General features: G+C 72.6%; 21 protein-coding genes and 2 pseudogenes. 18 read left to right on the top strand and 5 right to left on the bottom strand.

What is annotated here, in order from left to right; all coding sequences use genetic code 11:
- Positions 1-42: 42 nt before the first annotated feature.
- Both ACZ6D7_RS27565 and ACZ6D7_RS27560 read left to right on the top strand, forming a co-directional pair.
- Positions 43-612, top strand: coding sequence for a TetR/AcrR family transcriptional regulator (locus tag ACZ6D7_RS27565; protein ID WP_469496091.1), 570 nt, complete (start codon positions 43-45; stop codon positions 610-612).
- A 94-nt stretch (positions 613-706) separates the two neighbouring features.
- Entirely contained in the window at positions 707-1291 is a 585-nt protein-coding gene (locus ACZ6D7_RS27560) for a 3'-5' exonuclease (protein ID WP_469496088.1), read from the top strand.
- A gap of 59 nt (positions 1292-1350) precedes the next feature.
- Here the strand turns inward: ACZ6D7_RS27560 and ACZ6D7_RS27555 are convergent, their stop codons facing one another.
- The gene (locus tag ACZ6D7_RS27555) at positions 1351-1986 is read right to left on the bottom strand and encodes a TetR/AcrR family transcriptional regulator (RefSeq protein WP_469496085.1); all 636 of its coding nucleotides are present in this window, start codon (positions 1984-1986) and stop codon (positions 1351-1353) included.
- Positions 1987-2116: 130 nt separating this feature from the next.
- Between ACZ6D7_RS27555 and ACZ6D7_RS27550 the strand changes: the two are divergent.
- The 5 genes and pseudogenes from ACZ6D7_RS27550 to ACZ6D7_RS27530 form a co-directional block, all read left to right on the top strand.
- A pseudogene (locus ACZ6D7_RS27550) lies at positions 2117-2911 on the top strand (alpha/beta fold hydrolase); the annotation flags it as partial.
- Positions 2908-3918, top strand: coding sequence for a VOC family protein (locus ACZ6D7_RS27545; protein WP_469496082.1), 1011 nt, complete (start codon positions 2908-2910; stop codon positions 3916-3918). The pseudogene ACZ6D7_RS27550 and the gene ACZ6D7_RS27545, both read left to right, overlap by 4 nt.
- A 179-nt stretch (positions 3919-4097) precedes the next feature.
- On the top strand, positions 4098-4676 hold the full coding sequence (locus ACZ6D7_RS27540; RefSeq protein ID WP_469496079.1) for a TetR/AcrR family transcriptional regulator: 579 nt from the start codon (positions 4098-4100) through the stop codon (positions 4674-4676).
- A 210-nt stretch (positions 4677-4886) separates the two neighbouring features.
- Entirely contained in the window at positions 4887-5513 is a 627-nt protein-coding gene (locus tag ACZ6D7_RS27535) for an NAD(P)-dependent oxidoreductase (protein WP_469496076.1), read from the top strand.
- Between the two features lie 163 nt (positions 5514-5676).
- Entirely contained in the window at positions 5677-5853 is a 177-nt protein-coding gene (locus tag ACZ6D7_RS27530) for a hypothetical protein (protein WP_469496219.1), read from the top strand.
- Between the two features lie 72 nt (positions 5854-5925).
- On the opposite strand, the gene ACZ6D7_RS27525 is transcribed toward ACZ6D7_RS27530, so the two are convergent.
- Positions 5926-6915 carry a phosphotransferase family protein gene (locus ACZ6D7_RS27525; RefSeq protein WP_469496073.1) on the bottom strand — a complete coding sequence of 330 codons (990 nt, stop codon included), beginning with the start codon at positions 6913-6915 and terminating at the stop codon, positions 5926-5928.
- A gap of 195 nt (positions 6916-7110) precedes the next feature.
- Here ACZ6D7_RS27525 and ACZ6D7_RS27520 point away from each other — a divergent pair, with 195 nt between their 5' ends.
- From ACZ6D7_RS27520 to ACZ6D7_RS27505, 4 genes are all read left to right on the top strand, one after another.
- Positions 7111-7494, top strand: coding sequence for a DUF2795 domain-containing protein (locus ACZ6D7_RS27520; RefSeq protein WP_469496071.1), 384 nt, complete (start codon positions 7111-7113; stop codon positions 7492-7494).
- Positions 7495-7707: 213 nt separating this feature from the next.
- Entirely contained in the window at positions 7708-10122 is a 2415-nt protein-coding gene (locus ACZ6D7_RS27515) for a SpoIIE family protein phosphatase (RefSeq protein ID WP_469496068.1), read from the top strand.
- 258 nt (positions 10123-10380) lie between these two features.
- Positions 10381-12540 carry a SpoIIE family protein phosphatase gene (locus ACZ6D7_RS27510; protein ID WP_469496066.1) on the top strand — a complete coding sequence of 720 codons (2160 nt, stop codon included), beginning with the start codon at positions 10381-10383 and terminating at the stop codon, positions 12538-12540.
- A gap of 126 nt (positions 12541-12666) precedes the next feature.
- Positions 12667-13002, top strand: coding sequence for a hypothetical protein (locus ACZ6D7_RS27505; protein ID WP_469496063.1), 336 nt, complete (start codon positions 12667-12669; stop codon positions 13000-13002).
- A gap of 24 nt (positions 13003-13026) precedes the next feature.
- On the opposite strand, the gene ACZ6D7_RS27500 is transcribed toward ACZ6D7_RS27505, so the two are convergent.
- Together ACZ6D7_RS27500 and ACZ6D7_RS27495 are read right to left on the bottom strand one after the other, a co-directional pair.
- Positions 13027-13503, bottom strand: coding sequence for a DUF6924 domain-containing protein (locus tag ACZ6D7_RS27500; RefSeq protein ID WP_469496060.1), 477 nt, complete (start codon positions 13501-13503; stop codon positions 13027-13029).
- 84 nt (positions 13504-13587) lie between these two features.
- Positions 13588-14331, bottom strand: a complete 744-nt coding sequence (locus tag ACZ6D7_RS27495) for a hypothetical protein (protein WP_469496059.1) — start codon at positions 14329-14331, stop codon at positions 13588-13590.
- An 84-nt stretch (positions 14332-14415) separates the two neighbouring features.
- Between ACZ6D7_RS27495 and ACZ6D7_RS27490 the strand changes: the two genes are divergently transcribed.
- From ACZ6D7_RS27490 to ACZ6D7_RS27475, 4 genes are all read left to right on the top strand, one after another.
- A complete protein-coding gene (locus tag ACZ6D7_RS27490) occupies positions 14416-14919 on the top strand; it encodes a lamin tail domain-containing protein (protein WP_469496057.1) in 504 nt (167 codons plus the stop codon).
- A 310-nt stretch (positions 14920-15229) separates the two neighbouring features.
- Positions 15230-16051: a lipase family protein gene (locus tag ACZ6D7_RS27485; protein WP_469496054.1), complete on the top strand. Its 822-nt coding sequence runs from the start codon at positions 15230-15232 to the stop codon at positions 16049-16051.
- Positions 16052-16162: 111 nt separating this feature from the next.
- The gene (locus tag ACZ6D7_RS27480; protein ID WP_469496051.1) at positions 16163-16966 is read left to right on the top strand and encodes a VOC family protein; all 804 of its coding nucleotides are present in this window, start codon (positions 16163-16165) and stop codon (positions 16964-16966) included.
- A gap of 161 nt (positions 16967-17127) precedes the next feature.
- The gene (locus tag ACZ6D7_RS27475) at positions 17128-17367 is read left to right on the top strand and encodes a hypothetical protein (protein WP_469496049.1); all 240 of its coding nucleotides are present in this window, start codon (positions 17128-17130) and stop codon (positions 17365-17367) included.
- 73 nt (positions 17368-17440) lie between these two features.
- Here ACZ6D7_RS27475 and ACZ6D7_RS27470 read toward each other — a convergent pair whose 3' ends face one another.
- Positions 17441-18073 carry a TetR/AcrR family transcriptional regulator gene (locus ACZ6D7_RS27470; protein WP_469496046.1) on the bottom strand — a complete coding sequence of 211 codons (633 nt, stop codon included), beginning with the start codon at positions 18071-18073 and terminating at the stop codon, positions 17441-17443.
- Here ACZ6D7_RS27470 and ACZ6D7_RS27465 point away from each other — a divergent pair.
- The 3 genes and pseudogenes from ACZ6D7_RS27465 to ACZ6D7_RS27455 all read left to right on the top strand — a co-directional run.
- Positions 18066-18275, top strand: a pseudogene (locus ACZ6D7_RS27465) (fumarylacetoacetate hydrolase family protein); the annotation flags it as partial. The gene ACZ6D7_RS27470 and the pseudogene ACZ6D7_RS27465 sit on opposite strands and share 8 nt — an antisense overlap.
- Positions 18272-19882 (top strand): bifunctional 3-(3-hydroxy-phenyl)propionate/3-hydroxycinnamic acid hydroxylase MhpA, encoded by a 1611-nt coding sequence (gene mhpA / locus ACZ6D7_RS27460; RefSeq protein ID WP_469496044.1) that lies wholly within the window; start codon positions 18272-18274, stop codon positions 19880-19882. The pseudogene ACZ6D7_RS27465 and the gene mhpA, both read left to right, overlap by 4 nt.
- Positions 19879-21897 carry an acetoacetate--CoA ligase gene (locus tag ACZ6D7_RS27455; protein WP_469496041.1) on the top strand — a complete coding sequence of 673 codons (2019 nt, stop codon included), beginning with the start codon at positions 19879-19881 and terminating at the stop codon, positions 21895-21897. Before mhpA ends, ACZ6D7_RS27455 begins: the two co-directional genes overlap by 4 nt.
- The last annotated feature ends 5 nt before the right edge of the window (positions 21898-21902 follow it).

Genomic DNA, 21902 nt, shown 5'->3' with positions numbered 1-21902 from the left:
CGATCGTCTTCCTCCGGGGGTGAACGGAGTTAGCCTCCCACCATGACCATGGAAGCGAAGCCCAGCTCCCGCGACCGGCTGCTGGAGGCCGCCGCCGCTCTCGCCTACAGCGAGGGCGTCGGCATCGGTGTCGAGGCGCTGTGCAAGGCGGCGGGCGTCTCCAAGCGGTCGATGTACCAGCTCTTCGAGAGCAAGGACGAGCTGCTCGCCGCGAGCCTGGAACGTCGTGCCGCCGCCTACGCCGCCGTGCTGCTGCCCGAGAGCGAGGCTCCGGGTGCGCCGCGCGAGCGCATCCTGCACGTCTTCCGCATGCTGGAGTCGCAGTCGACCGCCCCCGACTTCCGGGGCTGCCCGTATCTCGCCGTGCAGATCGAGCTGAAGAACCCCGAGCACCCCGCCAGCCGGGTCGCGCACGAGGTCAAGCAGGGGCTCACGGAGTTCTTCCGTGCCGAGGCCGCCCGCGGCGGCGCGAGCGATCCGGAGCTGCTGGCCCGCCAGCTCGTTCTCCTCTTCGACGGAGCGAGCGCGCGCGCCGGTATCGGCGCCGACGACCTGTCGGACCTGGTGACACCGACCGCGGTCACGCTCATGGACGCGGCCGGCGTCCGCTGACGGGCCCCGCGGAGGGCAAGGGGCCCCACGGAATACCGGGGCCCACACGGAAATACGGATGCCCGACCGCCCACGACCTCAATAGCCTCCTCCCATGCCCCACGATTCCGCCCTCCTGAACGTCATCGACGTGGAAGCCACCTGCTGGGACGGGCAGCCGCCGCCCGGCTCGGTGCACGAGATCATCGAGATCGGCCTCACGGTCGTCGACGTGGCGGCCCGGCGTCGGGTGTCCCGGCACCGGATCCTGGTCCGCCCGAGGAGGTCCAGGGTCAGCCCGTTCTGCACCGAGCTGACCGGCCTGACACAGGCCGAGGTGGACCGGGGCGTGTCCTTCGCCGAGGCCTGCCGGATCCTGGCCGACGACTACGACGCGGCGGAACGCCCCTGGGCGAGCTGGGGCGACTACGACCGCCACCAGTTCGCCCGCCAGAGCCGGGCCGACGCGGTGGCCTACCCCTTCGGCTACCCCACCGAGCGCACCCACACCAACGCCAAGGCCGTCTTCACCACGGCCTACGGTCTGCGCCGCAAGCCCGGCATGAGCCAGGCCCTCAAGATCGCCGGGCTGCCTCTGGAGGGACGCCACCACCGGGGCGAGGACGACGCGTGGAACATCGCCGCGCTCGTCCTGGAACTGGTGACGCGCGACGCCTGGCCGGCCACGGCCCCGGCGTGAGCGGACCGGGTCAGCCGCGCGACTGTGCTTCCGCCGTCGTCACGATGGTGCTCTCGCCGTCATCGTGACCGGGCTTCCGCCGACATGCGGACCGCCGCGTCGTGGACCAGCCCGGCGTGCAGTTCGAACAATGCCACCAGGTCGACGTCGTCGCCGGTGACCTCTCGCTGGATGAACAGGCCGTCGGCGCCGGCGATGGCGTAGGTGGCGAGGGTCCGCACGGCGGTCTCGTCCAGGGCCGGGAACAGGGTGGTGATCACTTCGGTGATCTTCCGGCGGGAGATGTCGCGGACCTGGAGGAAGACGGTCCGGCCGCGGGGCTCGGTGGGGCGGCGCTCCAGGGCGAGCATCAGGCCGAGGCGCAGGAAGTCGGGCGCCTCGACCAGGGACCTGGCCACGTTGCCGGCCATCCGCGTGACCCGTTCCGAAGGGGTGCCCGTCTCCTCTCCGGGCAGTTCGACGGCCGTCAGCCAGGTCTCGAAGCTGCGCTCGATGACCGCCGCGATCAGGTCGTCCTTGTCTTTGAAGTGCCAGTAGATCGAGCTGGCCGGCAGGCCGCACTTGGCGCTGACGGCCGCGATGGAGGTGCCGTCGTAGCCGCGCTCGCCCGCGATCTCCACGGTGGCGTCGAGGATGCGCTGCCGCGACTCCACCCCGTTCGCCCGCTTCCTGCGTGACGTCTGCGGACTCGTCATGGGGGCGCCTCTCCCGTTCGTGCACGACTCATGACCTGCTGGAACGGCCATCTGCTGAAGCGTCCACTCTAATTGGACCGGGCTCTGTGGCAGGAGGGCCTGATCCAGGGATCTACGGCAGGAGGTCCGCACCGGGTGCGCCGAGCCGGACCTGCTGCTGCACGGCGGCGGCCCCGGCGCCTCCGGCGTCTCCAACTACGCCCGCAACATCGCCGAACTGGCCAAGGAGTACCGGGTCGTCGTGCCCGACCTGCCCGGCTACGGCCGCAGTACCAAGGGCATGGACGGCGCCGACCCGTTCGGGTACCTCGCCGACGGCATCCGCGGGCTGCTCGACAAGCTGGGCCTGGACAAGGCCCACCTGGTCGGCAACTCCTACGGCGGTGCCTGCGCCCTGCGTCTGGCCCTGGACACGCCCGACCGGGTCGACCGGATGGTGCTGATGGGCCCGGGCGGCATCGGCACCACCCGCGCGCTGCCCACCCCCGGCCTCAACAGCCTCCTCGACTACTACTCCGGGGACGGCCCTTCGCGGCCCAAGCTGGAGAAGTTCATCCGCAACCACCTCGTCTTCAACGCCGCCGACGTGCCCGACTCCGTGATCGATGCCCGCTACGAGGCGAGCATCGACCCGGACGTGATCGCGGCCCCGCCGCTGCGCCGGCCGTCCGGCCCGAACGCGCTGCGCACGCTGTGGAGGATGGACTTCACCCGCGACGAGCGCCTGTCCCGGCTGCCCGTGCCGACGCTGGTGCTGTGGGGCGCGGCCGACAAGGTCAACCGCCCGTCCGGCGGCCGGATGCTGGCCGGCCGCATGCCCGACTGCGACCTCTACGAAGTCGCCAACACCGGGCACTGGGTGCAGTTCGAACGCGCCGGGCTGTTCAACCGGATCTGCGCCGACTTCCTGGCAGGCCGCCGATGAACGCCTCGGTCTTCGGCGCGGTCCACCTCGGCTACATCGTCATCGAGACCGACCGCTTCGCCGACTGGCGCCGCTTCGGGACCGACGCCATCGGCATGCACCACGACGACCTCGACACCGGCCTGATGCGGTTCCGGCTGGACGACCAGGAGTGCCGCTTCCTGCTGCGGCGCGGCCCCGCCGAGGACGTCGTCGCCACCGGCTGGCACCTCGACGACCACACCACCTTCGAACAGATCGAGGCCCGCGTACGCGCCCATGGCGTCCCCGTCGTCGTCGGCACGGCCGAGGAGGCGAAGACGCGCGGCGTCGAACGCCTGCTGCGCTTCCCGGGCCCGAAGGGCATCACCCAGGAGATCTACACCACGCCCGTCACCTCGCCCGAACCCCTGCGGATGCTGGCCTCCGGCTGGGTCACCGGCGACTCCGGCATGGGCCATGTCGCGATCACCTCGACCAGACCCACCCTGATGCGCGGCTACTTCAACACCGTCTTCGACGCCCGCCTCACCGACCACATCGACGAGACCATCAGCGGCGTCAAGCTCAAGATCCGCTTCCTGCGGGTCAACGAACGCCACCACTCCGTCGCGATCGCCGCCGTACACGGGCTGCCCATCGACCCGGTCCGCACCCGCGTCCAGCACCTCAACATCCAGGCCGCCACCCTCGACGACCTCGCCCGCAGCTACGAGCGCGTGCACGAACTCGGCTTCGAGATGGCCCTCTCCGTCGGCCGGCACACCAACGACAAGGAACTCTCCTACTACGCCCGCACCCCCTCGGGCTTCGAGTGGGAGGTCGGCTGGAACCCGATCGTGGTCGACGAGACCACCTGGGAGCCCAGCACCCACCAGGGCATCAGCGTCTGGGGCCACACACCGGTCGGCCGGACCATTGTCGACAAGCTCGAACAGTTCCGCCTCGGCGCCCGCTCCCTCACCCGCCCGGAGAAGACCGTGCCCGCGCTCAGCGGCGCCGGACGCGCCGGAACGCGCGACGGGTGACGGTCCGGGCCGCAGGCCCCGCCGGGCTGGGCTCAGCGGGGCCTTTCGAGCGCGACCCCGGCAAGATCCACAAGCCACCCCCTAGGGTGGAGCCAAGAGGACAGCAGTCCGTCACCCGGGACGCGGCGGCCGGCTGACCGGTCGGCGACCGGGTTCGGTCAGGCCCGTGAGGAGGGCGAGTGGAGCCGAAGAAGGGCGCGCCTCAGCGCTCGGACGCGCAGCGCAACCGGGAGCGCATCCTGGAGGTGGCGCTGGCCGAGCTGACGCGTAGCCCCGACGTCCCGCTGAGCGTGATCGCCAAGAAGGCAGGGGTCGGGCAGGGCACCTTCTACCGCAACTTCCCGAGCCGTGAGGCGCTCGTGCTGGAGGTCCACCGTCACGAGGTGCGCCAACTGACGGACAGCGCGGCGGAGTTGCTCCGGACGCGGGATCCCGCTCAGGCCCTGCGCGCGTGGATGGACCGGCTGGCCGAGTTCGCGATGGCCAAGACCGGCCTGGCCGACGCCCTGCGCCAGGCCACCAGCGCCACGGGCGGCCCCGCGAGGCCGGGGTACGCCCTGGTGGTCGCCGCCATCCAGCTCCTCCTCGACGCCAACCGCGAAGCCGGCGCCATCCGGCCGGGCGTGACGGCCGACGACTTCGTCCTCGCCATCGCCGGCATCTTCCAGATCGACCCGGACGGGGACTGGCGACCCCAGGCCACCCGACTCCTGGACCTCGTCATGGACGGATTGCGCGCGGGGGCTCCCGGCCGCTGAGGGGCGGTGATCGGGACCGCTCGGGCCGTTGGGGACTGATCGGATCGCTTGCTGACCGGACAGCTGTCCGCTACGTTCGGCCCGTAGTGGACAGCTGTCCGCTTAGCGTGTCGTCGTTGCGGCACGGGGGGACGGTGACATCGGCACCCCATGCCCCCGCGCCCCGCACCTCGCACCCCTTTCCCTCTCGACCCGGAAGATGCCCCTGCCATGAAACTCCTCGTTCTCGGCGCCACCGGCCCCACCGGCCGTCATCTCGTCGACCTGGCCGTGCGATCCGGCGACTCGGTCACGGCCCTCGTACGCAACCCGGCGGGCCTGGGCGACCTGGCCGACAAAGTCACAGCGGTCACGGGCGACGCCACCGCGCAGCGCGACGTCGCGACCGCCGCCATGGGGCACGACGCGATCGTCTCCGCCCTCGGCAGGGGCAACTCGGTGCGCGCCGACGGCCTCTTCACGCGCTCCTCGACGGCCGTCATCGGCGCGGCCGGGGAAGCGGGAGTCTCCCGGCTGGTGTGGCTGTCGTCGTTCGGCGTCGGCCGCACCTTCGACTGGTCGAGCGGACCGCAGAAGCTGATCTACAGCACGCTGCTGCGGTCGATCTACGCCGACAAGGAGATCGCGGACGACAGCATTCGTTCCAGCGGGCTGGACTGGACCGTCGTCTACCCGACCCGGCTGACCCACGGGTCCGCCAAGGGCTCCTTCCTCGCCGACGACCGCCTGCCGATGAAGGGCAACCCGACCATCAGCCGGGCGGACGTGGCCGCCTTCCTGCATCGCGCGGTGCACGGCGGCGAGTGGATCCACCGCAGCCCCGTCATCACCGACTGACCCTGCTGTTGCCGGCCCCGCTGAAGACCTGACATCCGAGTCAGGGTCATGATGTTTGCGTACGTGACGTGTGGTAACTCGTCGTGAGGTAGACATCGTCCCGGGGTTGTCCGGCCCACTTCCGGGCTCGCGAAACCCGGACGCAGAAGGCGGATGAAGAGCCGTGACCATGCAGACCGAGGAGAAGGCCGCCGTTCGAGTGGCCGAGACCGGCTGGGCGAAGGCCCGTCACCCGCGAGGCGAGGGCGTGCGTACCTGCCTCGCCGCCGTCGCGGACGAGAACGCCCCGCCCGCCGCCCGCACGAGCGTCGAGGGGAACATCGTCAGGGGCGAGGACTGACCGGTCTCGCCCGGCAGTCGACCCCACGGCGAGGTCTACCCCACGGCGAGGTCTCGGTGCCGGGCGAGGTGCTCAGCGGCGGGTGCGGCCCAGCAGGGCCATGGCCTCGGTCAGCCGCTCGCGGGCCCAGTCGTACTGCGCGGTGTCGGTGTGGCCGCGGTACACGGTCTCGATCACCATGATCAGCACCAGGTGCAGGCAGTACAGGCGGCGGCGCACGGTCTCGGTCCCGGTCAGCGGAGGGTGTCCGTAGCCGCGCATGAAGGCCGTGGAGTCACCGAAGGCCGTGGGCATCTGGGTGCCGGCGAAGCCGAACTCGATGAGCGGATCACCGTAGAAGGCCCTCTCGTGGTCGATGACGCACGCGATCGCCCCGTCGCGGACCATGACGTTGCCGTCCCACAGATCCCACTCCACCAGTCGCGGCTCGCTGACCTCGTCCAGGCTTCCGGCATGCTCGGCCAGAACCTCGCGCACCGTGCCGTAGTCCCAGCCCAGGTCGACCCGGCGGCGTTCGCCGTCGGCCAGGACGTCCTCGACCATGCCCGTGAACACCCGCCGCCAGCAGGGGTCCCCGGGGCCGGCCAGCGGTCCGAACGCCGTACCGCGGACGGCGTTGATCGAACGGTTGGCCGCGCCGACCTGCTCCTTGTAGTCGGCCAGCTCCCGCTCCGGCAGTCCGGGGCCGACGACGCCGAGGTTGTCGGCGTCGACGAACGGCATGAGGAACCAGTCCGCGTCGCACAACTCGTGGCTGCGGTCGGCGAAGTCGACACGGGGGACCGGCACGTCCGTGTGCTTGCCGATCAGGTCCAGCACCGCCAGTTCGATCCCCATCGCGCCCCGCTCGTAGGTCATCACCTCCACCCCGGGCGGAGGCGCGATCTTCAGGACGGCCTCATGGCCGTCGCGCAGCCGTACGCGGTAGGAGACGTTGAACCAGCCGTGCCCCAGCTCGCTCACCCACCCCTCGCCCTCGGGCACCCGGGCCGGACCGTAGGCCCGCTCGACCATGGCCCGCAGAACCTCCGGCGACTGCCGGTTCTTCGTGATGCTCTCCACGCCCACTCCCCGCCTCGACACGACCGACACGACCGATACGACCGATACCGCACGGTCGGAATCCCCGGACCGAGACATCTTCCACCGGTGGCCGAAATCCGGGCCAGCGGATTGCCCCCGGGTCGGGCGTACCCCGTGTCGCCTCCCTCCCCACGGGTACGCGGTGGGTCAGCCCCCGAGCATCTGGAGGGAGACATGCAGCGAGGCAGTGACCGGCTGAGCGTGCACCGGGACGAGGAGATGAAGCACGAGCTTCAGGGCCTGCTCCGGTCCGGGCACCCCACCCGGTCCGAGGAATGGCACGACCCGGAGCCGTCCGCCGAGGACGATCCACAGATCTGGGGCGGCCCGGTGGTGCCGGGCAGCTCCCGGGCGTCGCTGGCGACAGTCCGCCTGGAACTGGGCCGCACCCTGGGCCGCGGCCCCTTCCCTGCGGGCCCCGGCGAGCTGTCCAGGGCCCTGCGCCGCAGGAACGCCCCGGACGGGCTCGTGGAAGCCGTACGGCGCCTGCCGGACAAGGAGCGCTACACAAATCCGCAGGAACTGGCCGAAGCCCTGGTCGGCGGCGGCGGCCGATGACCGCGGCGCCGACCCCGCAGGACAACGAGCGTGCCGGGGCGGTGCGGCCCCGGCACGCCGTGGGTCTTCCTCCCTCTCCTTGCGGCGCGAGGCCGTGGTCTTGCGCGCGATCATGGCGAACACCCGTCCGCTGCCACGGCGAACCCTCGTCCGCCTCCCTCTCCCCGCTCCCTTCCAAGGGCCCCGCGCGCACCGCCGTGGCATGCTCGGAGCATGGAGAGCGAGCCCGCACTCCCTGAGGACAGCGCCGCCCCCGGAGTGCTCGCCCTGGCGAGGGTCGTGGCCAGGCTGCGGGCCGAGGTCGTGGACCTCGAAGGCGTGGCTTCCATGACGGCTGTCGTCGAGCGCGCCAAGGGCGTCGTCATGGCACAGGCGGGCGTGTCGGCGGACGCGGCGTACGAGTTGCTGCTCGCACGTGCGTGCCGGCGGCGGCGCACGCTCATGGAGGAGTGCTGGATCACCCTCGGCCGGACCGGCCAGCCCGGCCGGGACGGCGCCCCGCCGCCGGTGCGCGCCGTCGGCCCGGCGATCGGCACATCCCCGGAGGCCGGCCCCTCCCCGTTCAGCACCGGCCAGAACCTGGCGGGCACTGGCGAGCCCACCCTGCCGGCCGGGCTCGCCGACGCCCTGGCCGGCGCGCGCACGCCCCACGACGTGGCGCGTCTGCTGCGGACGGCGCTCGGCCACGCTGCGGACGTGGACGCCGTCATGATCTACACCGTGGGCGCCGCCGGCAGCCTGGAGCTGGCCGGACACGCCGGCGTCGACGACGCCCTCGACGAGCCATGGAGCCACATCCCGCCCGTCGCGGGTGTCGCGGCGCTGGAGGCGATCGCCGAGGGCAAGCCCGTCTGGCTCGAAGCACCGGAGCGGGACGCCGCCCGCCATCTGCTCATCGGCTCCCCGCCCGCACGCTGGCCGTCCCGCGCCTGGATCCCCGTGTCCGGGGAACGGTCGGCGGCGGCCGTCGTCGGCTTCCTCCGCACCCGCCGCGGCGCGTTCGACACCGGAACACGCACCCTGCTGCGCCGGGCCGTCCGCCTGTGCGGCGGGCCGCTGCGCGTCGGCCGGGTCACGAACGCCGCCGACCCGGCCCAGGACGACGTGGACACCATCCAGCGGATCTTCGACGCCCTGCCCGGACCCGCGGTCCTGCTCACGCCCCTGCGGACGGAGACGGGCACGGTCGAGGACTTCCGGATCGAGGCGGCGGCACCGGAATCGGTCGACGTGGCCGGCCGCCGGGGCAAGGAGCTGGTGGGCCGAAGCATCCTGGAGACGTACCCGACCGTGGCCGGCAGCGCCCTGTGGGACGGGTACCTGGGCACGCTGACGACGGGAACGGCCTACGAGAGCGAACAGTTCGGCTACGAGGAGGTGCTGGCCGGTGTCCCCCGGCGGTCCACCTACTCCGTACGGTCCTCCCGGCTGGGGGACCGCCTGGTCGTGTCCTGGATCCGTCACGACACGAGCGTGCGCGAGGCCCGCCGCCTCGCCGACCTGCAGCGCCTGGGCAACCTCGGCTGGGCGACATGGAACCTCACGACGAACACCATCACCTGGTCCGAGCAGGTCTACGCCATCTTCGGCCGCGACCCCGCCCAGGGGCCCATGCCCCTGGAGGAACTGCCCGAGCAGCTGGTCCCCGACGACCTGCCGAGACTCGGTACGGCCGTCCGGCGGCTGCTCGACGAGGGCGCCCCCATCGACCAGCCGTTCCGGATCACCCTCGCGCAGGGGGTACGGCACCTGCGGATCGTCGCGGAGGCACAGACGGACGCCGATGGCACCCCCGTCGAGGTGCACGGCTTCTTCCAGGACCTCACGGCGCAGCGCGACGCCGAGATCGCCCTGCGCGAGAGCGAGCGCGCGGTCCTCGTCCAGCGCGGCATGCTCCAGGCCGAACGCGCGCTCGCCGCACGCCTCCAGGAAACCCTGCTGCCGATCCCCGAACAGTCGCTGGATCTCGCCGGTCTGTGCGTGGACGTCGCCTACGTGCCCGCCGACAGCGGAGTGAACGTCGGAGGCGACTGGTACAGCGCCATCGAACTCCCGGACAAGAGCGCCCTGTTCGTCGTCGGGGACGTCGCAGGCCACAGTCTCGCCGCGGTAGGCGCGATGGCCCAGCTCAGGTTCACCGCGAAGGGGATGGCCGTCACGGGATCGCCGCTCCCCGACGTCCTGAGCCGCCTCAACACCCTCCTGCTCCACACCCCCGGGGACCCGTACGGGACCACCGCCACCATGGTCATGGCCCACTACCGCCCCTGGAACCGCCAGCTGACCTGGGTGCGGGCCGGGCATCTGCCGCCCCTGCTGCTCCGAGGCGAGGAGGCCGTGTTCCTCCCGCAGCCCGAGGGCATCCTCCTCGGCGCCGCCCGAGCACCCGTGTTCCGGGAGGCCGTGATCGACCTGCTGCCCGCGGACCACCTCCTGCTGTACACCGACGGGCTCGTGGAGGAACCGGGCGAGGACATCGAAGCGGGCCTCGGGCGGCTCGCGGACACCGCGCTCCGGTTCCTGCGCGCCGACCCCGACGACCCCCTCGCCCCGGCCCTGGCCGCGCTGCGACCGCGACACCGCGACGACATCTGTGTCCTGGACATCCACGTGCCCCCGCGCCTCTGAGAGTGCCCGCGCGCCCCTGAGAGTGCTCCCGCGCGTCCCTGAGGTGAGCCCCGGACAGCCCCCGTACCGCGCGGATAGACAGCCCCCGTACCGCGCGGGGTGGGGTGTCCCGAAACAGACTAGTGTTCATATATGGGTGGATTTCGCTCTGCGGGGTGGGGCCCGGTTCCGCCGGAGCCGGACGTGCGTCCCCGGGCCGCCGGTCGTGGTCGCGGTGGCGTGGCCCCGGCGGGTGCCGGACGGCGCCCGGGAGGCGGAGTGACCGGGCGCGTGGCCGAGTCCGACGCCGTACCCGATTCGGTGGAGTCGGTGGATTCGGTGGATGCGGGGCTGCTGGCGGCGGTCGAGGAGTGCGGCGCGTCCCGGGGCCTGCTCTACGTCCTGCCCCCGTCCGGTGACGCGCTGTGGCTGGTGGCGATGACGGGGACGCCCCGCGAGATGACCCTCCCGTGGACCCGGGTCGGCATGTCCGAGTCCATTCCCGTGGCGGACGCCGTACGCGGGGATGAGCTGGTGTGGATCGGCGACACGGAGGAGATGGCCCGCCGCTACCCGCGCACCTCCCTCGTGCTCCCGTACGCCTTCGCGCTGGCCGCCGCTCCCCTCACCGCCGAGGGCGCGGCCGTCGGCGGGCTGGTGCTGCTGTGGCCGGCCTCCCATCCGCCACGGCTCAGCGACGGTGAGCGCGAGGCCGTCGAGGCCGGCTGCCGCCGCCTGGGCCTCCTGCTGCACCGGGCGGCCGAGCGCGACGGACCGCACCCGCCGGACGCGCCGCGGATGCTGCCGCACCCGGTGCGCGCCCGAACCGTTCCGGCCGAGGCGGGCGAGCTGGCCGCGTTCATCGCCCGGCTGCCGGGCGGGGCGTGCGCATTGGACATGACCGGCCGGTTGACCTTCGTCACGCCCGAGGCCGCGACGCTCCTCGGTGTCGACGCCGCCGACCTGGTGGGCGCCCTGCCCTGGGAGGCACTGCCCTGGATGGACGTCCCCGAGATCGAGGACCGCTACCGGTCGGCCGTGGTCAGCGAGGAGCCCACCCGTTTCAGGGCCGTGCGCCCGCCGGACAGCCCCCTGGTCTTCGAGCTCTACCCGGACCCGTCCGGCATCAGCGTCCGGATCACCCCGGGCGCACCACAGGACGAGGACCCGGCGGCCCCGGCCCGGCCGGCCGCCGACCCGTTCGCGACGGAGGAACCACCTGTCGCCGGACCCGGCCGGGCCGGTCTCCTCTACCACCTGATGCACCTGGCCGCCACGCTCACCGAGGCCGTCGGCGTCAAGGACGTGGTGAACCAGGCCGCCGACCAGCTCATGCCCGCGCTCGGCGCCAAGGCCATGGCCCTGATGGCACCGCGCGACGGCCGGTTGAGGATCCTCGGCCACCGCGGCTACGACGCCGAGCTGATGGAACGTTTCGACGACCTGCCCCTCACCGCGGACACCCCCGCCGCGCGCGTGCTGGACACCTGCACCCCGCACTTCTTCGCGACCTTCGACGAACTGCGGCGCTCCTACCCCAGTGCCGTCCACCTCGACGACAAGGTGTCCTGGGCGTTCCTCCCGCTGATCGCCTCCGGCCGCGCCATCGGTTCGCTCGTCCTCGCCTTCGACCGTCCCCAGCACTTCCCGCCCACCGAACGCGCGGCCCTCACCGCCCTGGTCGGCCTGGTCGGCCAGGCCCTCGAACGAGGTCGCCTCTACGACACCCAGTACACCGTGGCCCATCAGCTCCAGGCCGCGCTGCTGCCCCGGCACCTGCCGGAGCTCCCCGGTCTGCGCGTCGCCGCCCGCTATCGGCCGTCCGGCCACGGGGTGGAGGTCGGCGGCGACTTCTACGACCTCATCCGCCTGGACGACACGACCGCCGCCGCCGCGATCGGCGACGTCCAGGGACACGACATCGACGCGGCGGCGCTGATGGGACAGGTGCGCACCGCCGTCCACGGCCACGCGGCCACCGGAGCGTCCCCGGCCGACGTCCTCGGCACGACCAACCGTCTGCTCGTCGACCTGGACCCCGACCGGTTCGCCAGCTGTCTCTACGTCCATCTGGACCTGGTCCACCGGGTGGCCTGCCTGGCCAGCGCCGGCCATCCGCCCGCCGTGCTGCGGTACGCCGACGGCCGCACCGAGGTGCTCCGCGTCCCGCCCGGCCTGCTCCTCGGCATTGAACGCCGGGCCGACTACGTCGCCGTCGAGTACCCGATGCCACCGGGCTGTGTCCTCGTCCTGTACACGGACGGACTCGTCGAACGACCCGGCCTCGACCTGGACGACTCCATCAGCGCGCTCGCGGACCTCGTCGCCCGCGCCGACCCGGGCGACCTCGACGCCATGGCCGACGACCTGATCGGCCGGACGTCCGAGCCGGTCGACGACATCGCCCTGCTCGTCATAGGCGTCGGCCCGTTCCCCTGAGCCCGGTGGCGACGACGACGCACCTCGCCCGCGTTCGTCGCCGGGTGGGCGGGTACGCGGCGCCGATCCTCTGAGGCTCCTCAAGTCGCTTGGCAGGCGCGGGAGACGATGTCCAGGATGATCCACATGACAGGAATCGCGGGGCTGAACAAGAAGCACACCTTCGTGCTGACGATCCGGGACGCGGACGTGGTCGCCACGGCGCTGCGCCAGGCGCTGGCCGAGGCCTCGCCCGAGGAACGCCCGGGACTGGAGCGCGCCGCCGCACTCGTCGAGTCCACCGCCGCCGCCACCGAGACCCGGCTGCGCGCCCACTGGGTCCGCTCCCGGCTCGCCGCCGTCGGCTTCCAGGGTGACATCGCCTCGGTCTCGGCGGTGAAGGCGCTGCGCCAGGCGGAGCCGAAGCTGAGTCTGCTGGCGGCCGTGCAACTGCAGCGGGACGCGGTGGCCCAACCGGAGTGATCCGCCGCGCCGTTCCAGGGCCGCTCAGCCGGACCGATAGATCCCCTCGGGATCGTCGTGGGCCCAGGCCGCGTACTCCTCGAAGCCCAGGTTGCCGATGCTCAGGTTCGCGTGGACGCAGTGGACGCCCGCGACGGTGGTGCGGAACTCGCGCCCGAACTCGGTCAGTTGCTCGTAGTCCTCTTCGTCGACGCACTCCTCCCGCGTCAGCGTGGTGACCGCCGGCAGGGCCTGGCCACCGGCCCGCAGAGTCGTCCGGTCGGCCAGGAAGACGACGGCCAGGTCCTCGTCGGCGCGCACCGCCGCCAGCACCTCGTCGACGGTCGCCCCCGCCCAGGCCGGATCGTCGACGAAGTGGACCTGCGCGTCGTACGGTCCGTCGCCCCAGGGCTCCGCCAACGCCGCCGTCACGTCCTGCCACGCCTGGTCGTCGTCGTAGTCGGTCCTGACGACCAGGGCGGCGAACTCGTCTCGGCGGGTGACGGTGGGAAACCTTCTCACGGGTCTTTCTCCTCGGTGGTGAGTCGGTGGCCGAGTCGGTGTCGTGTGCACGACGGCGGTGTTTCCCCGGGGCGGGCCCGAGTGTCACGCGAGCATCTGCCGTGCCGCGTCCCGGAGTTGGTCGTCCAGGGAGCGGAGCGCACTGCCGGAGGCGAGGGTGTACGACGGCAGCAGCCGTCGCTCGGACGTCGACCAGCGCAGCAGACGCGGCCGCAGGTCGGTGGCGAAGGGCGGGCCGATCAGCAGGAGGGTCTGAAGGGCGCGGACGCCCACGGGGAGGGGCGACGCGAGCGAGGTCAGGACGGGACGGGCCGTGGACGCGTCACCGGTGATGCGCCAGTGGGCCTCGGCCGCGTGCATGCGGTGCCACTCGTAGCCGTTGTGCAGGTACTCCTCGACCAGGGGCAGGAGCGGTGCGGCCGCCGGGCCCAGCAGGCCCACCTCCTCCAGGCACCAGCCGTTGTCGCCGAGGCGGCGCTCCAGCAGCCGCAGCGCCGGGTCCGGGTCGGCGCCCAGCCGGGCGGCGGCGACCACCGCGGCGCCGGCGAGCTCGTCGTCGCCGCTGCCGGCGACCTCGTCGAGCAGCCGCAGTACGTCCCCGTCCCGCAGGCCCCAGTCACCGAACCGGCGGGTGAGCGCCGCGTCCGGACGGCGGCGCGACAGATCGACCAGGTCGGGCAGGAGGCCGCGTGCGGTGTCGGGGGAGAGGGTGTCGAGGAGTTCACCGAGCCCGGCGGCCGCGGGGTGGCGCAGGGCGAGTCGCCGGTGCTCGGGGCACCGAGTGCGCGCGGCGAGCGCGGCGAGCGCGACTCTCGTGGCCCTCTTCACGCTTTCCTCGCATAGTGAACACGCTTTGATCACCTCAGGTAGGCTCCACACGCTCCATTCGCACCACTGAGGGGGGATTTCCTCATGTCGATACGCCATGCCTTCGCCGCGACTGCCGCCGCGACCGCCGCCGGCACGCTCGCCCTGGTCGCCGCCGTGCCGGCCCAGGCTGCCGAGTACTCGTCCGCGCTGAAGGTCAAGGGCGTCCAGTACGACGCCCCGGGCAGCGACTCCAACCGCTGCTCGGGCGGCAACACCAAGGACGAGTACCTGACGATCAAGAACTACTCCCGCACCGCGACCGTCAACCTCAAGGGGTACGTCGTCAAGGACGCCGTGGGCAACACGTTCACGTTCACCGGGAGTCACAAGCTCGAGCCCGGCGACTACGTGAAGCTGCGCGGCGGGCGCGGCACCGACTCCGACGCCGGCAATGTCGTCTACCGCCAGAACTGCAACTTCATCTGGAACAACGACAAGGACACCATCTACCTGCTCAAGCCCACCGGGGCCCGCGCCGACGTCCACTCGTACACCAAGCGCGCCAACGACGCGGACGGCAACGGCTACATCAACTACCACGGCTGACACCGCGGCTGACACGCTCAGTGGCGGCAGGTGGCGAGCCCCGGGCGCCACGGGCGGGCGATCGCGGCGAACCCGCCGTCGGTGACGACGTGCACCCCGGGATGCGCCGGAAGGCCGACTGCACCACCGGCGACCCGGGTCGCGCGCCCGTCCCGCGCGCCCGCGTCGCGCGCCCGCCTTTGGGGTGAGCGGCGGGTGTGTCGGTGCCGCGGCTGGGTGGGGCGGCGGTACGACAGGTCGTGGTGCGGGCCGGCCACGACTTGCCGGTCCGCCGTCGACCGGTTCAGCCGCCGTGAAGGGACACCCGCCCATGACCGTGCCCACCGCCATCGACCACCGTGCCGAGGGCTACAGCCTCCAGCACGCCTACAGTCTCGCCCGGGCCGCCGAACTGGCCTACAAGGACCGGGAGACCATCGAGCGGACGGCGGTCTCCTGGGGCTTCGAGCGGGTGCGCCACCACGAGACCCGGTTCACCCCGCCGTTTCCGCTCCAGGACACCCAGGCCTACACCGCGGCCAGCGAGCACATGATCGTCACCGCGTTCCGGGGCACGGAACCGATGCGGATCAAGGACTGGCTGACGGACGCGACCACCCCGCCGCGCCAGGGGCCCGGCGGCACGGGCCACGTCCACCACGGCTTCGCCGAGGCCCTGGAATCGATCTTCCCGGACGTCAGGGACGCACTCGAGGAACTGCGCACCGACGGCCAGACCGTGTGGTTCACCGGGCACAGCCTCGGCGGCGCGCTGGCCATGCTGGCCGGCGCGCGGATGTACCTCGACGAGCCCCGGCTGGCGGCCGAGGGCGTCTACACCTTCGGTCAGCCCCGCACCTGCGACCGGACGCTCGCCGCCGCCTACAACAAGGGCTTCAAGGACCGCATGTACCGCTTCGTCAACAACAATGACGTGGTGCCGCACCTGCCCCCGGAGCCCGTCTACACGCACGTCGACGTACTGCGGTACATCGACTCGCGGGGCAAGGTCCACGAGTCCATGCCACTGGTCGGCGGCCTCACCGACCGGGTGAGGGGACTGACCGCCGACGCCCTCGCGCCCGCGGGCGACGGTGTGCGCGACCACTTCATGAAGAGCTATCTGACCGCCCTGGAGAAGAACCTCTCGTGACCCGGCCGGTACCGGCAATTCGCCCGCCTGCCCGGATCAGGCGCACCTGACGGGCGGGTGGCGAGGCCCGGTGCCAGGCTGAGGACACACGCTCCGTGAAAGGGAACCGTCATGATCACCACTGACTTCGCCCCGGGCAGCCCCTGCTGGCTCGACCTCGGTGCTCCCGACGTCCGGGCCGCCGCGTCCTTCTACGGCGCCGTACTCGGATGGGAGTACGAGTCGATGGGGGAGGGGGAGGAGATGGAGGGCGGCATGTTCCGGAAGGACGGCAAGATCGTCGCCGGGCTGGGCAAGCTCACCGAGGACGGAGCCCGATCGGCCTGGATGATCTACTACAGCGTCACCGATCTGGACGCCACGGCCGGGACCGTCGAGCGCCTGGGCGGCACGGTCCGGGTGGCGCCGATGGATCTCGAGGAGTGGGGCCGGATGGCCCAGTTCAGCGACCCGCTGGGCGGCCAGTTCGCCGCCTGGCAGCCGGGCACGAACAAGGGCGTGGAGCTGGTCGACGCGCCCGGCTCGCTGTCCTGGGTCGAGCTGTACACGACCGACGCCGCGGCCGCCAAGCAGTTCTACGGCGAGGTCTTCGGCTGGACGTTCGGCGACATGGAACTCCCGGGCGGCGGAGGTACGTACGCGCTGGTCACCCCTGCCGGGCTGCCCGAGGAGCGCATGCATGGCGGGGTCATGCAGATGTCCGAGGAGAACCTCGCCCTCGCGAACGGGCGGCCCTACTGGCACCCGGTGTTCGCCGTCGAGGACTGCGACGCCGCGGTCGCGAAGGTCACGGGGAACGGCGGCAGCGTGCAGATGGGCCCGGAGGACGCCCCGGGCGTCGGCCGTCTGGCCGTCTGCCTCGACCCGTCGAACGCGGACTTCGTTCTGCTGACCCCGGAGCCCGAGGCGACCTGAACCGGGGACGGGGCGCACGGCGGCCCACCGGGAGTCTCCTCTTCGCATGCAGGGCGTTCTCACCGGGGCTTCGAACGGAAGCCCCGGTTCTGTCTGTGTGGTGCACCCCGGCGGAGACGTGCAGTGAATTTCGGTGGACCAGGCGAACCGAACCTTCTCCGGTGGCACCCGGCGCCGGTCGCGTTCGGAGCGAACTGGCCGGTCTGGGACTCGGGGTCGGCGTCGCGTCCGGCTCGTCGCAGGCGTCCGACGCCGTCGTCACGTCCAGCGCGCTCACGGTCGGGAGCGGGGTCGCGGAGGGCAGCACCGTGATCGTCGTGACCGAGGAGACGCCGTCCGCCGACGACGAGGGGACGTCGAGCGAGTCCCCGGCACCGACGACGGGCACGACCACGCCGTAGCGATCGCGCGGAAACCGCGCGGAAACGACGGGCAGGCGCCGGCAGCTACCGCATACCGCCTACCAGCTACCCCCTACCGGACGTCGAGATCGGGCAGCGGGCGGTGGGCGATCTCCCGGCACTCCTCCGGCGGCACGCCCAGCATCCGCAGCACCATCTCGGCCAGGTTCGACGCCGCCTCGTCGCCGTCCAGGTCCGGGCGGGTGAAGCGCAGCTCGACCAGGGCGAGCAGCGTGCCGCCGAGCGCCGAGAGGGCGACCGTCGGGTCGGCGAGGGCGAAGCGGCCCGACGCGGCGCCGGCCTGGAGGTCGCGCAGGGCGCGGGGGGCCAGGCCCGTGTCGGAGTGGATGTGGCCGAGGCCCCGGTGGCGCAGCACCTGCATCAACTCGGGGTGGGAGTCGGCCATCCGCGCGCTGAGCCGGAAGCTGGTCGCGACGAGCTCCGCCGGGTCGTCGATCTCCTCCAGGAGCAGGTCGAAGGCCTGGCCGAACTCCTCCAGGGCGTCCCGGACCGCCGCCTGGAACAGCTCCGTCTTCGACTCGAAGTGGTTGTAGAAGGAGCCGATGCCGACGTCCGCGCGCTCGGCGATCGTCTGGATGCTCGCGCTGGTGTCCCCGGTCTCGGCCAGGATCTGCCGGGCCGCGCGGACGAGTGCCTGCCGGGTCTCGGCGCGACGGCGCTCGAAACGGTTCGTGGGCGGCGGCACGGCCCTCAAGGCCCCGTCCAAGCCGGTCGAGAAGATCGGCGCGCTGCTGCCGGCCGAGGTGAAGTGGAAGGCGTTCTTCAGGGGCCAGGCCCGCAACCCGCGCTACCTTCACGCGGGCGACCTGATCACCGCCGGCATCGCCACGCCCGACGGCCGCATCGACCTCGGCGAGCAGCGCACCCCTGTGGCCGACGCGACATGAGACAGCAGGTGAGCCGCGAGCCGCGCACCACCGCGGAATCGGCACCCCACACACCGGTAGCGATCGTCGGGGCGGGCCCGGTCGGCGTCCTGGCCGCCCTGCTGCTCGCCCGGCGCGGAGTCCGCAGCGTCCTCCTCGAACGCCACACGGACGTCTACCCGCTGCCCCGGGCCGTCGCCACGGACGACGAGGTCTGCCGGATCCTCCAGGCCGCCGGCGTCGACGAGGCCTTCACCGCCGTCTCCCGCCCGGCGAACGGACTACGGCTGCTGGACGCCCGGCACCGGGTGATCGCCGAGGTGCCTCGCTCCCCGCGCGGACGCCACGGCTACCCGCAGACCAGCATGTTCGACCAGCCCGAACTGGAACGGCTGCTGCGGGACGCCCTCGCCGCCCATCCGGAGTGCGAACTGCGGGGCGGCGTCGAGGTCACCGCCGTGGAGGAGGACCCCGAGGGGCCCGTCCGCGTGACCTTCCGCGCCGGCGACGGCGACCACCTCCTGCTCGCGGACGCCGTCCTCGGCTGCGACGGCGCGGGCAGCGCGACCCGCGACGCCATCGGCGCCCGCTGGGAGGACCTGCGCTTCGAGGAGCGGTGGACCGTCATCGACGTCCGCACCACCGCCCGGGTCAGATCGTGGGAGGGCGTCGACCAGGTCTGCGACCCGAACCGGCCCGCCACCTTCATGCGGGTCGGCGAGGACCGCTACCGCTGGGAGTTCCGTCTGCGGGACGGCGAGCACCTCGACGGCCCGGACGGCCGCGAGCGGCTCCGCGAGCTGGTGGCTCCCTGGGTGGACCTCTCCCACGCCGACGACTTCGACGTCGTACGGCAGGCGCGCTACACCTTCCGGGCCCGGGTCGCCGACCGCTGGCGCCGGGGCCGGGTCTTCCTGCTCGGCGACGCCGCCCACCTCACCCCGCCCTTCATAGGGCAGGGCCTGTGCGCCGGACTGCGGGACGCGTACAACCTCAGCTGGAAGCTGGCGCTCGTCCTGCGGCACGGCGTGGACGAACGGCTGCTGGACAGCTACGAGAGCGAGCGCAAGCCGCACGTCCGCCGGCTGATCCGGCTGGCCGTCGCCACCGGCTGGGCCATGACGGGCGGGCAGGACGGCGCCGCCGCGCTGCGCCGCACCGCCGTGGGCATGCTCTGCCGCGTCCCCCGGCTGACGGCGGCGCTCGGCCGGGACCTCAGCCCTCCCCTCACCCCGGGGCCACTGGTCCGGCGGAGCAGACTGGGCGGCACCCTGTGCCCCCAGCCCGACGTGACCGCCGGACGCCGCCGGGTACGCCTCGACGACCTGCTCGGGGACTCCTTCGCCGTGCTGACCGCCGTCCCGCCGACGCCTTCCCTGACGGCGGTCGCCGAAGCCCTCGGCGCGCCCGTCCTCGCCGTGGGCACCGACGACACGCTCACCGACTGGCTGCGCGCCGGCCGCGCGGACGCCGTCCTGCTGCGCCCCGACCGCGTGGTCCTGGACGTGGTCCCCGTGGGCGCCGACGGCTTCACGGACACCGCAGCCTGGGCCCCACTGCTGTGCTCGGCCCGCGTTCCCGCACACCTTCCCCTGTCCGCCTCGACGTCGAGGAGTGCTGCCCGATGACGAACGCGCCCCCCTTCTGGTCGCCCGCGCCCGAGGACGCCGCGCACAGCCGTATCGCGGACTTCGGCCGCTGGGCCGCCCGCCACCGGGGCGTCGAGGAGGCCGACGACCACCTCGACTACGCCGCTCTGCACCGCTGGTCGGTGACCGACCTGGAGGGCTTCTGGAGCGCGGTGTGGGAGTACTTCGAGATCGACGCCGACAGCGACTACGAAGGGGTGCTGGCCGAGGAGACCATGCCGGGCGCCCGCTGGTTCCCCGGCGCCACCCTCAACTACACCCACCACGCCCTGCGCAGCCAGGACGGCGACGAGATCGCGGTCATCGCGCTGGACGAGACCGGCGCGGGACACGAGGTGTCCTGGGGCCGGCTGCGCGCGCAGGTCGCCTCGGTCGCCGCCACCCTGCGCGACCTGGGCGTCGGCCGGGGCGACCGGGTGGTCGGCTACCTGCCCAACACCCCGCACGCGATCGTCGCGTTCCTCGCCGCCGCGAGCCTCGGCGCCGTCTGGTCGGTGTGCGGCCAGGACTACGCCCCCACGGCGGCCGCCGACCGTTTCGCCCAGCTCGAACCGACCGTCCTCGTCACCGCGGACGGCTACCTCTTCAACGGCACCACCCACGACCGCCGCGACGCCTCCCTCGAACTGGCACGCGCCCTGCCGACCCTGAAGGCCACGCTCCTCGTCGGCCACCTCGGCCTGCCCTGGCCCGAGGAGGCGCACCCGTCGCTCGTCGTCCCCTGGGAGGACGCGGCCAACCGGACCGAGGAACTGCGCTGCACGCCGGTGCCGTTCGACCACCCACTGTGGGTCGTCTTCTCCTCCGGCACCACCGGACTGCCCAAGGGCATCGTCCACGGCCACGGCGGCGTGCTGCTCGAACACCTCAAGACCCTGGGCCTGCACTGCGACCTCGGCCCCGGCGACCGGCTCCTCTGGTACACCACCACCCACTGGATGATGTGGAACCTCGTCGTCTCCACCCTCCTGACCGGCGCCACCACCTGCACCTACGACGGCTCCCCGGCCCTGCTCACCCAGCCGGACGTCCTGTGGCGACTGGCCGCCCGCCACCGGGTCACCGTCTTCGGCACCAGCCCCCAGTACCTGCTGGGCATGGCCAAGTTCGGCATCGACCCCTCCACGCACGACCTGTCCGCGATCCGTGCGATCGGCTGCACCGGCTCCACCCTGCCGGCCTCCGCCTACCCCTGGGTGCGCGCCCATGTCGGCGCCGCCGTTCAGCTCGCCTCCACCAGCGGCGGCACCGACATCGTCTCCGCCTTCGCCGGCAGCGCCGCCACGACCCCGGTGTGGGCGGGGGAGCTGTCGGCCCCGAACCTCGGCGTGGCCCTCGCGGCCTACGACCCCGACGGCCTCCCCGTCGTCGATCAGGTGGGCGAGCTGGTCGTCACCCGCCCCCTGCCGTCCATGCCGCTGTACTTCTGGAACGACCCGGACGGCAGCCGCTACCACGCCGCCTACTTCGCCACCTACCCCGGCGTCTGGCGGCACGGCGACTGGATCACGCTGACCTCGCACGGGTCGGTGATCGTGCACGGCCGCTCCGACTCCACCCTCAACAGAAACGGCGTCCGGCTCGGCAGCGCCGACATCCACGACGTCGTGGAACGCCTCCCGGAGATCTCCGAGGCCCTGGTCATCGGCGCGGAGGAGGCGGACGGCGGCTACTGGATGCCCCTGTTCGTCGTCCTCGCGGCCGGCGTCGAACTCGACGACACCCTGCGCGAGCGGATCCGGGACGCCATCCGCACCGGCGCCTCTCCCCGCCATGTCCCGGACGAGGTCCTCGCCGTGCCCGGCATCCCGCACACCCGCACCGGCAAGAAACTCGAGGTCCCCGTGAAACGGCTGCTCCAGGGCGCCCGCGTCGAGGACGTCGTCAACCCCGCCGCCATCGACAGCCCCGACCTCGTCGACCACTTCGCCCGCCTCGGCATCGCCCGCCGCCTGAGGCCGGCACAGGTGCGGGAGGCCGGCGGCGGCGCATGACAGAG

The organism is Streptomyces sp. NPDC041784 (genome assembly GCF_055591025.1).
The sequence above is the reverse complement of the archived record's forward strand: the minus strand, read 5'-3'. Positions and strand labels throughout refer to the sequence as shown.

Coding starts and splice junctions, on each gene's coding strand:
- ACZ6D7_RS27515 (WP_469496068.1), top strand. CDS start 7,708: ATGGAGAGCGAGCCCGCACTCCCTGAGGACAGCGCCGCCCCCGGAGTG.
- ACZ6D7_RS27490 (WP_469496057.1), top strand. CDS start 14,416: ATGTCGATACGCCATGCCTTCGCCGCGACTGCCGCCGCGACCGCCGCC.
- ACZ6D7_RS27555 (WP_469496085.1), bottom strand. CDS start 1,986: ATGACGAGTCCGCAGACGTCACGCAGGAAGCGGGCGAACGGGGTGGAG.
- ACZ6D7_RS27455 (WP_469496041.1), top strand. CDS start 19,879: ATGACGAACGCGCCCCCCTTCTGGTCGCCCGCGCCCGAGGACGCCGCG.
- ACZ6D7_RS27485 (WP_469496054.1), top strand. CDS start 15,230: ATGACCGTGCCCACCGCCATCGACCACCGTGCCGAGGGCTACAGCCTC.
- ACZ6D7_RS27535 (WP_469496076.1), top strand. CDS start 4,887: ATGAAACTCCTCGTTCTCGGCGCCACCGGCCCCACCGGCCGTCATCTC.
- mhpA (WP_469496044.1), top strand. CDS start 18,272: ATGAGACAGCAGGTGAGCCGCGAGCCGCGCACCACCGCGGAATCGGCA.
- ACZ6D7_RS27545 (WP_469496082.1), top strand. CDS start 2,908: ATGAACGCCTCGGTCTTCGGCGCGGTCCACCTCGGCTACATCGTCATC.
- ACZ6D7_RS27520 (WP_469496071.1), top strand. CDS start 7,111: ATGCAGCGAGGCAGTGACCGGCTGAGCGTGCACCGGGACGAGGAGATG.
- ACZ6D7_RS27560 (WP_469496088.1), top strand. CDS start 707: ATGCCCCACGATTCCGCCCTCCTGAACGTCATCGACGTGGAAGCCACC.
- ACZ6D7_RS27565 (WP_469496091.1), top strand. CDS start 43: ATGACCATGGAAGCGAAGCCCAGCTCCCGCGACCGGCTGCTGGAGGCC.
- ACZ6D7_RS27480 (WP_469496051.1), top strand. CDS start 16,163: ATGATCACCACTGACTTCGCCCCGGGCAGCCCCTGCTGGCTCGACCTC.
- ACZ6D7_RS27505 (WP_469496063.1), top strand. CDS start 12,667: ATGACAGGAATCGCGGGGCTGAACAAGAAGCACACCTTCGTGCTGACG.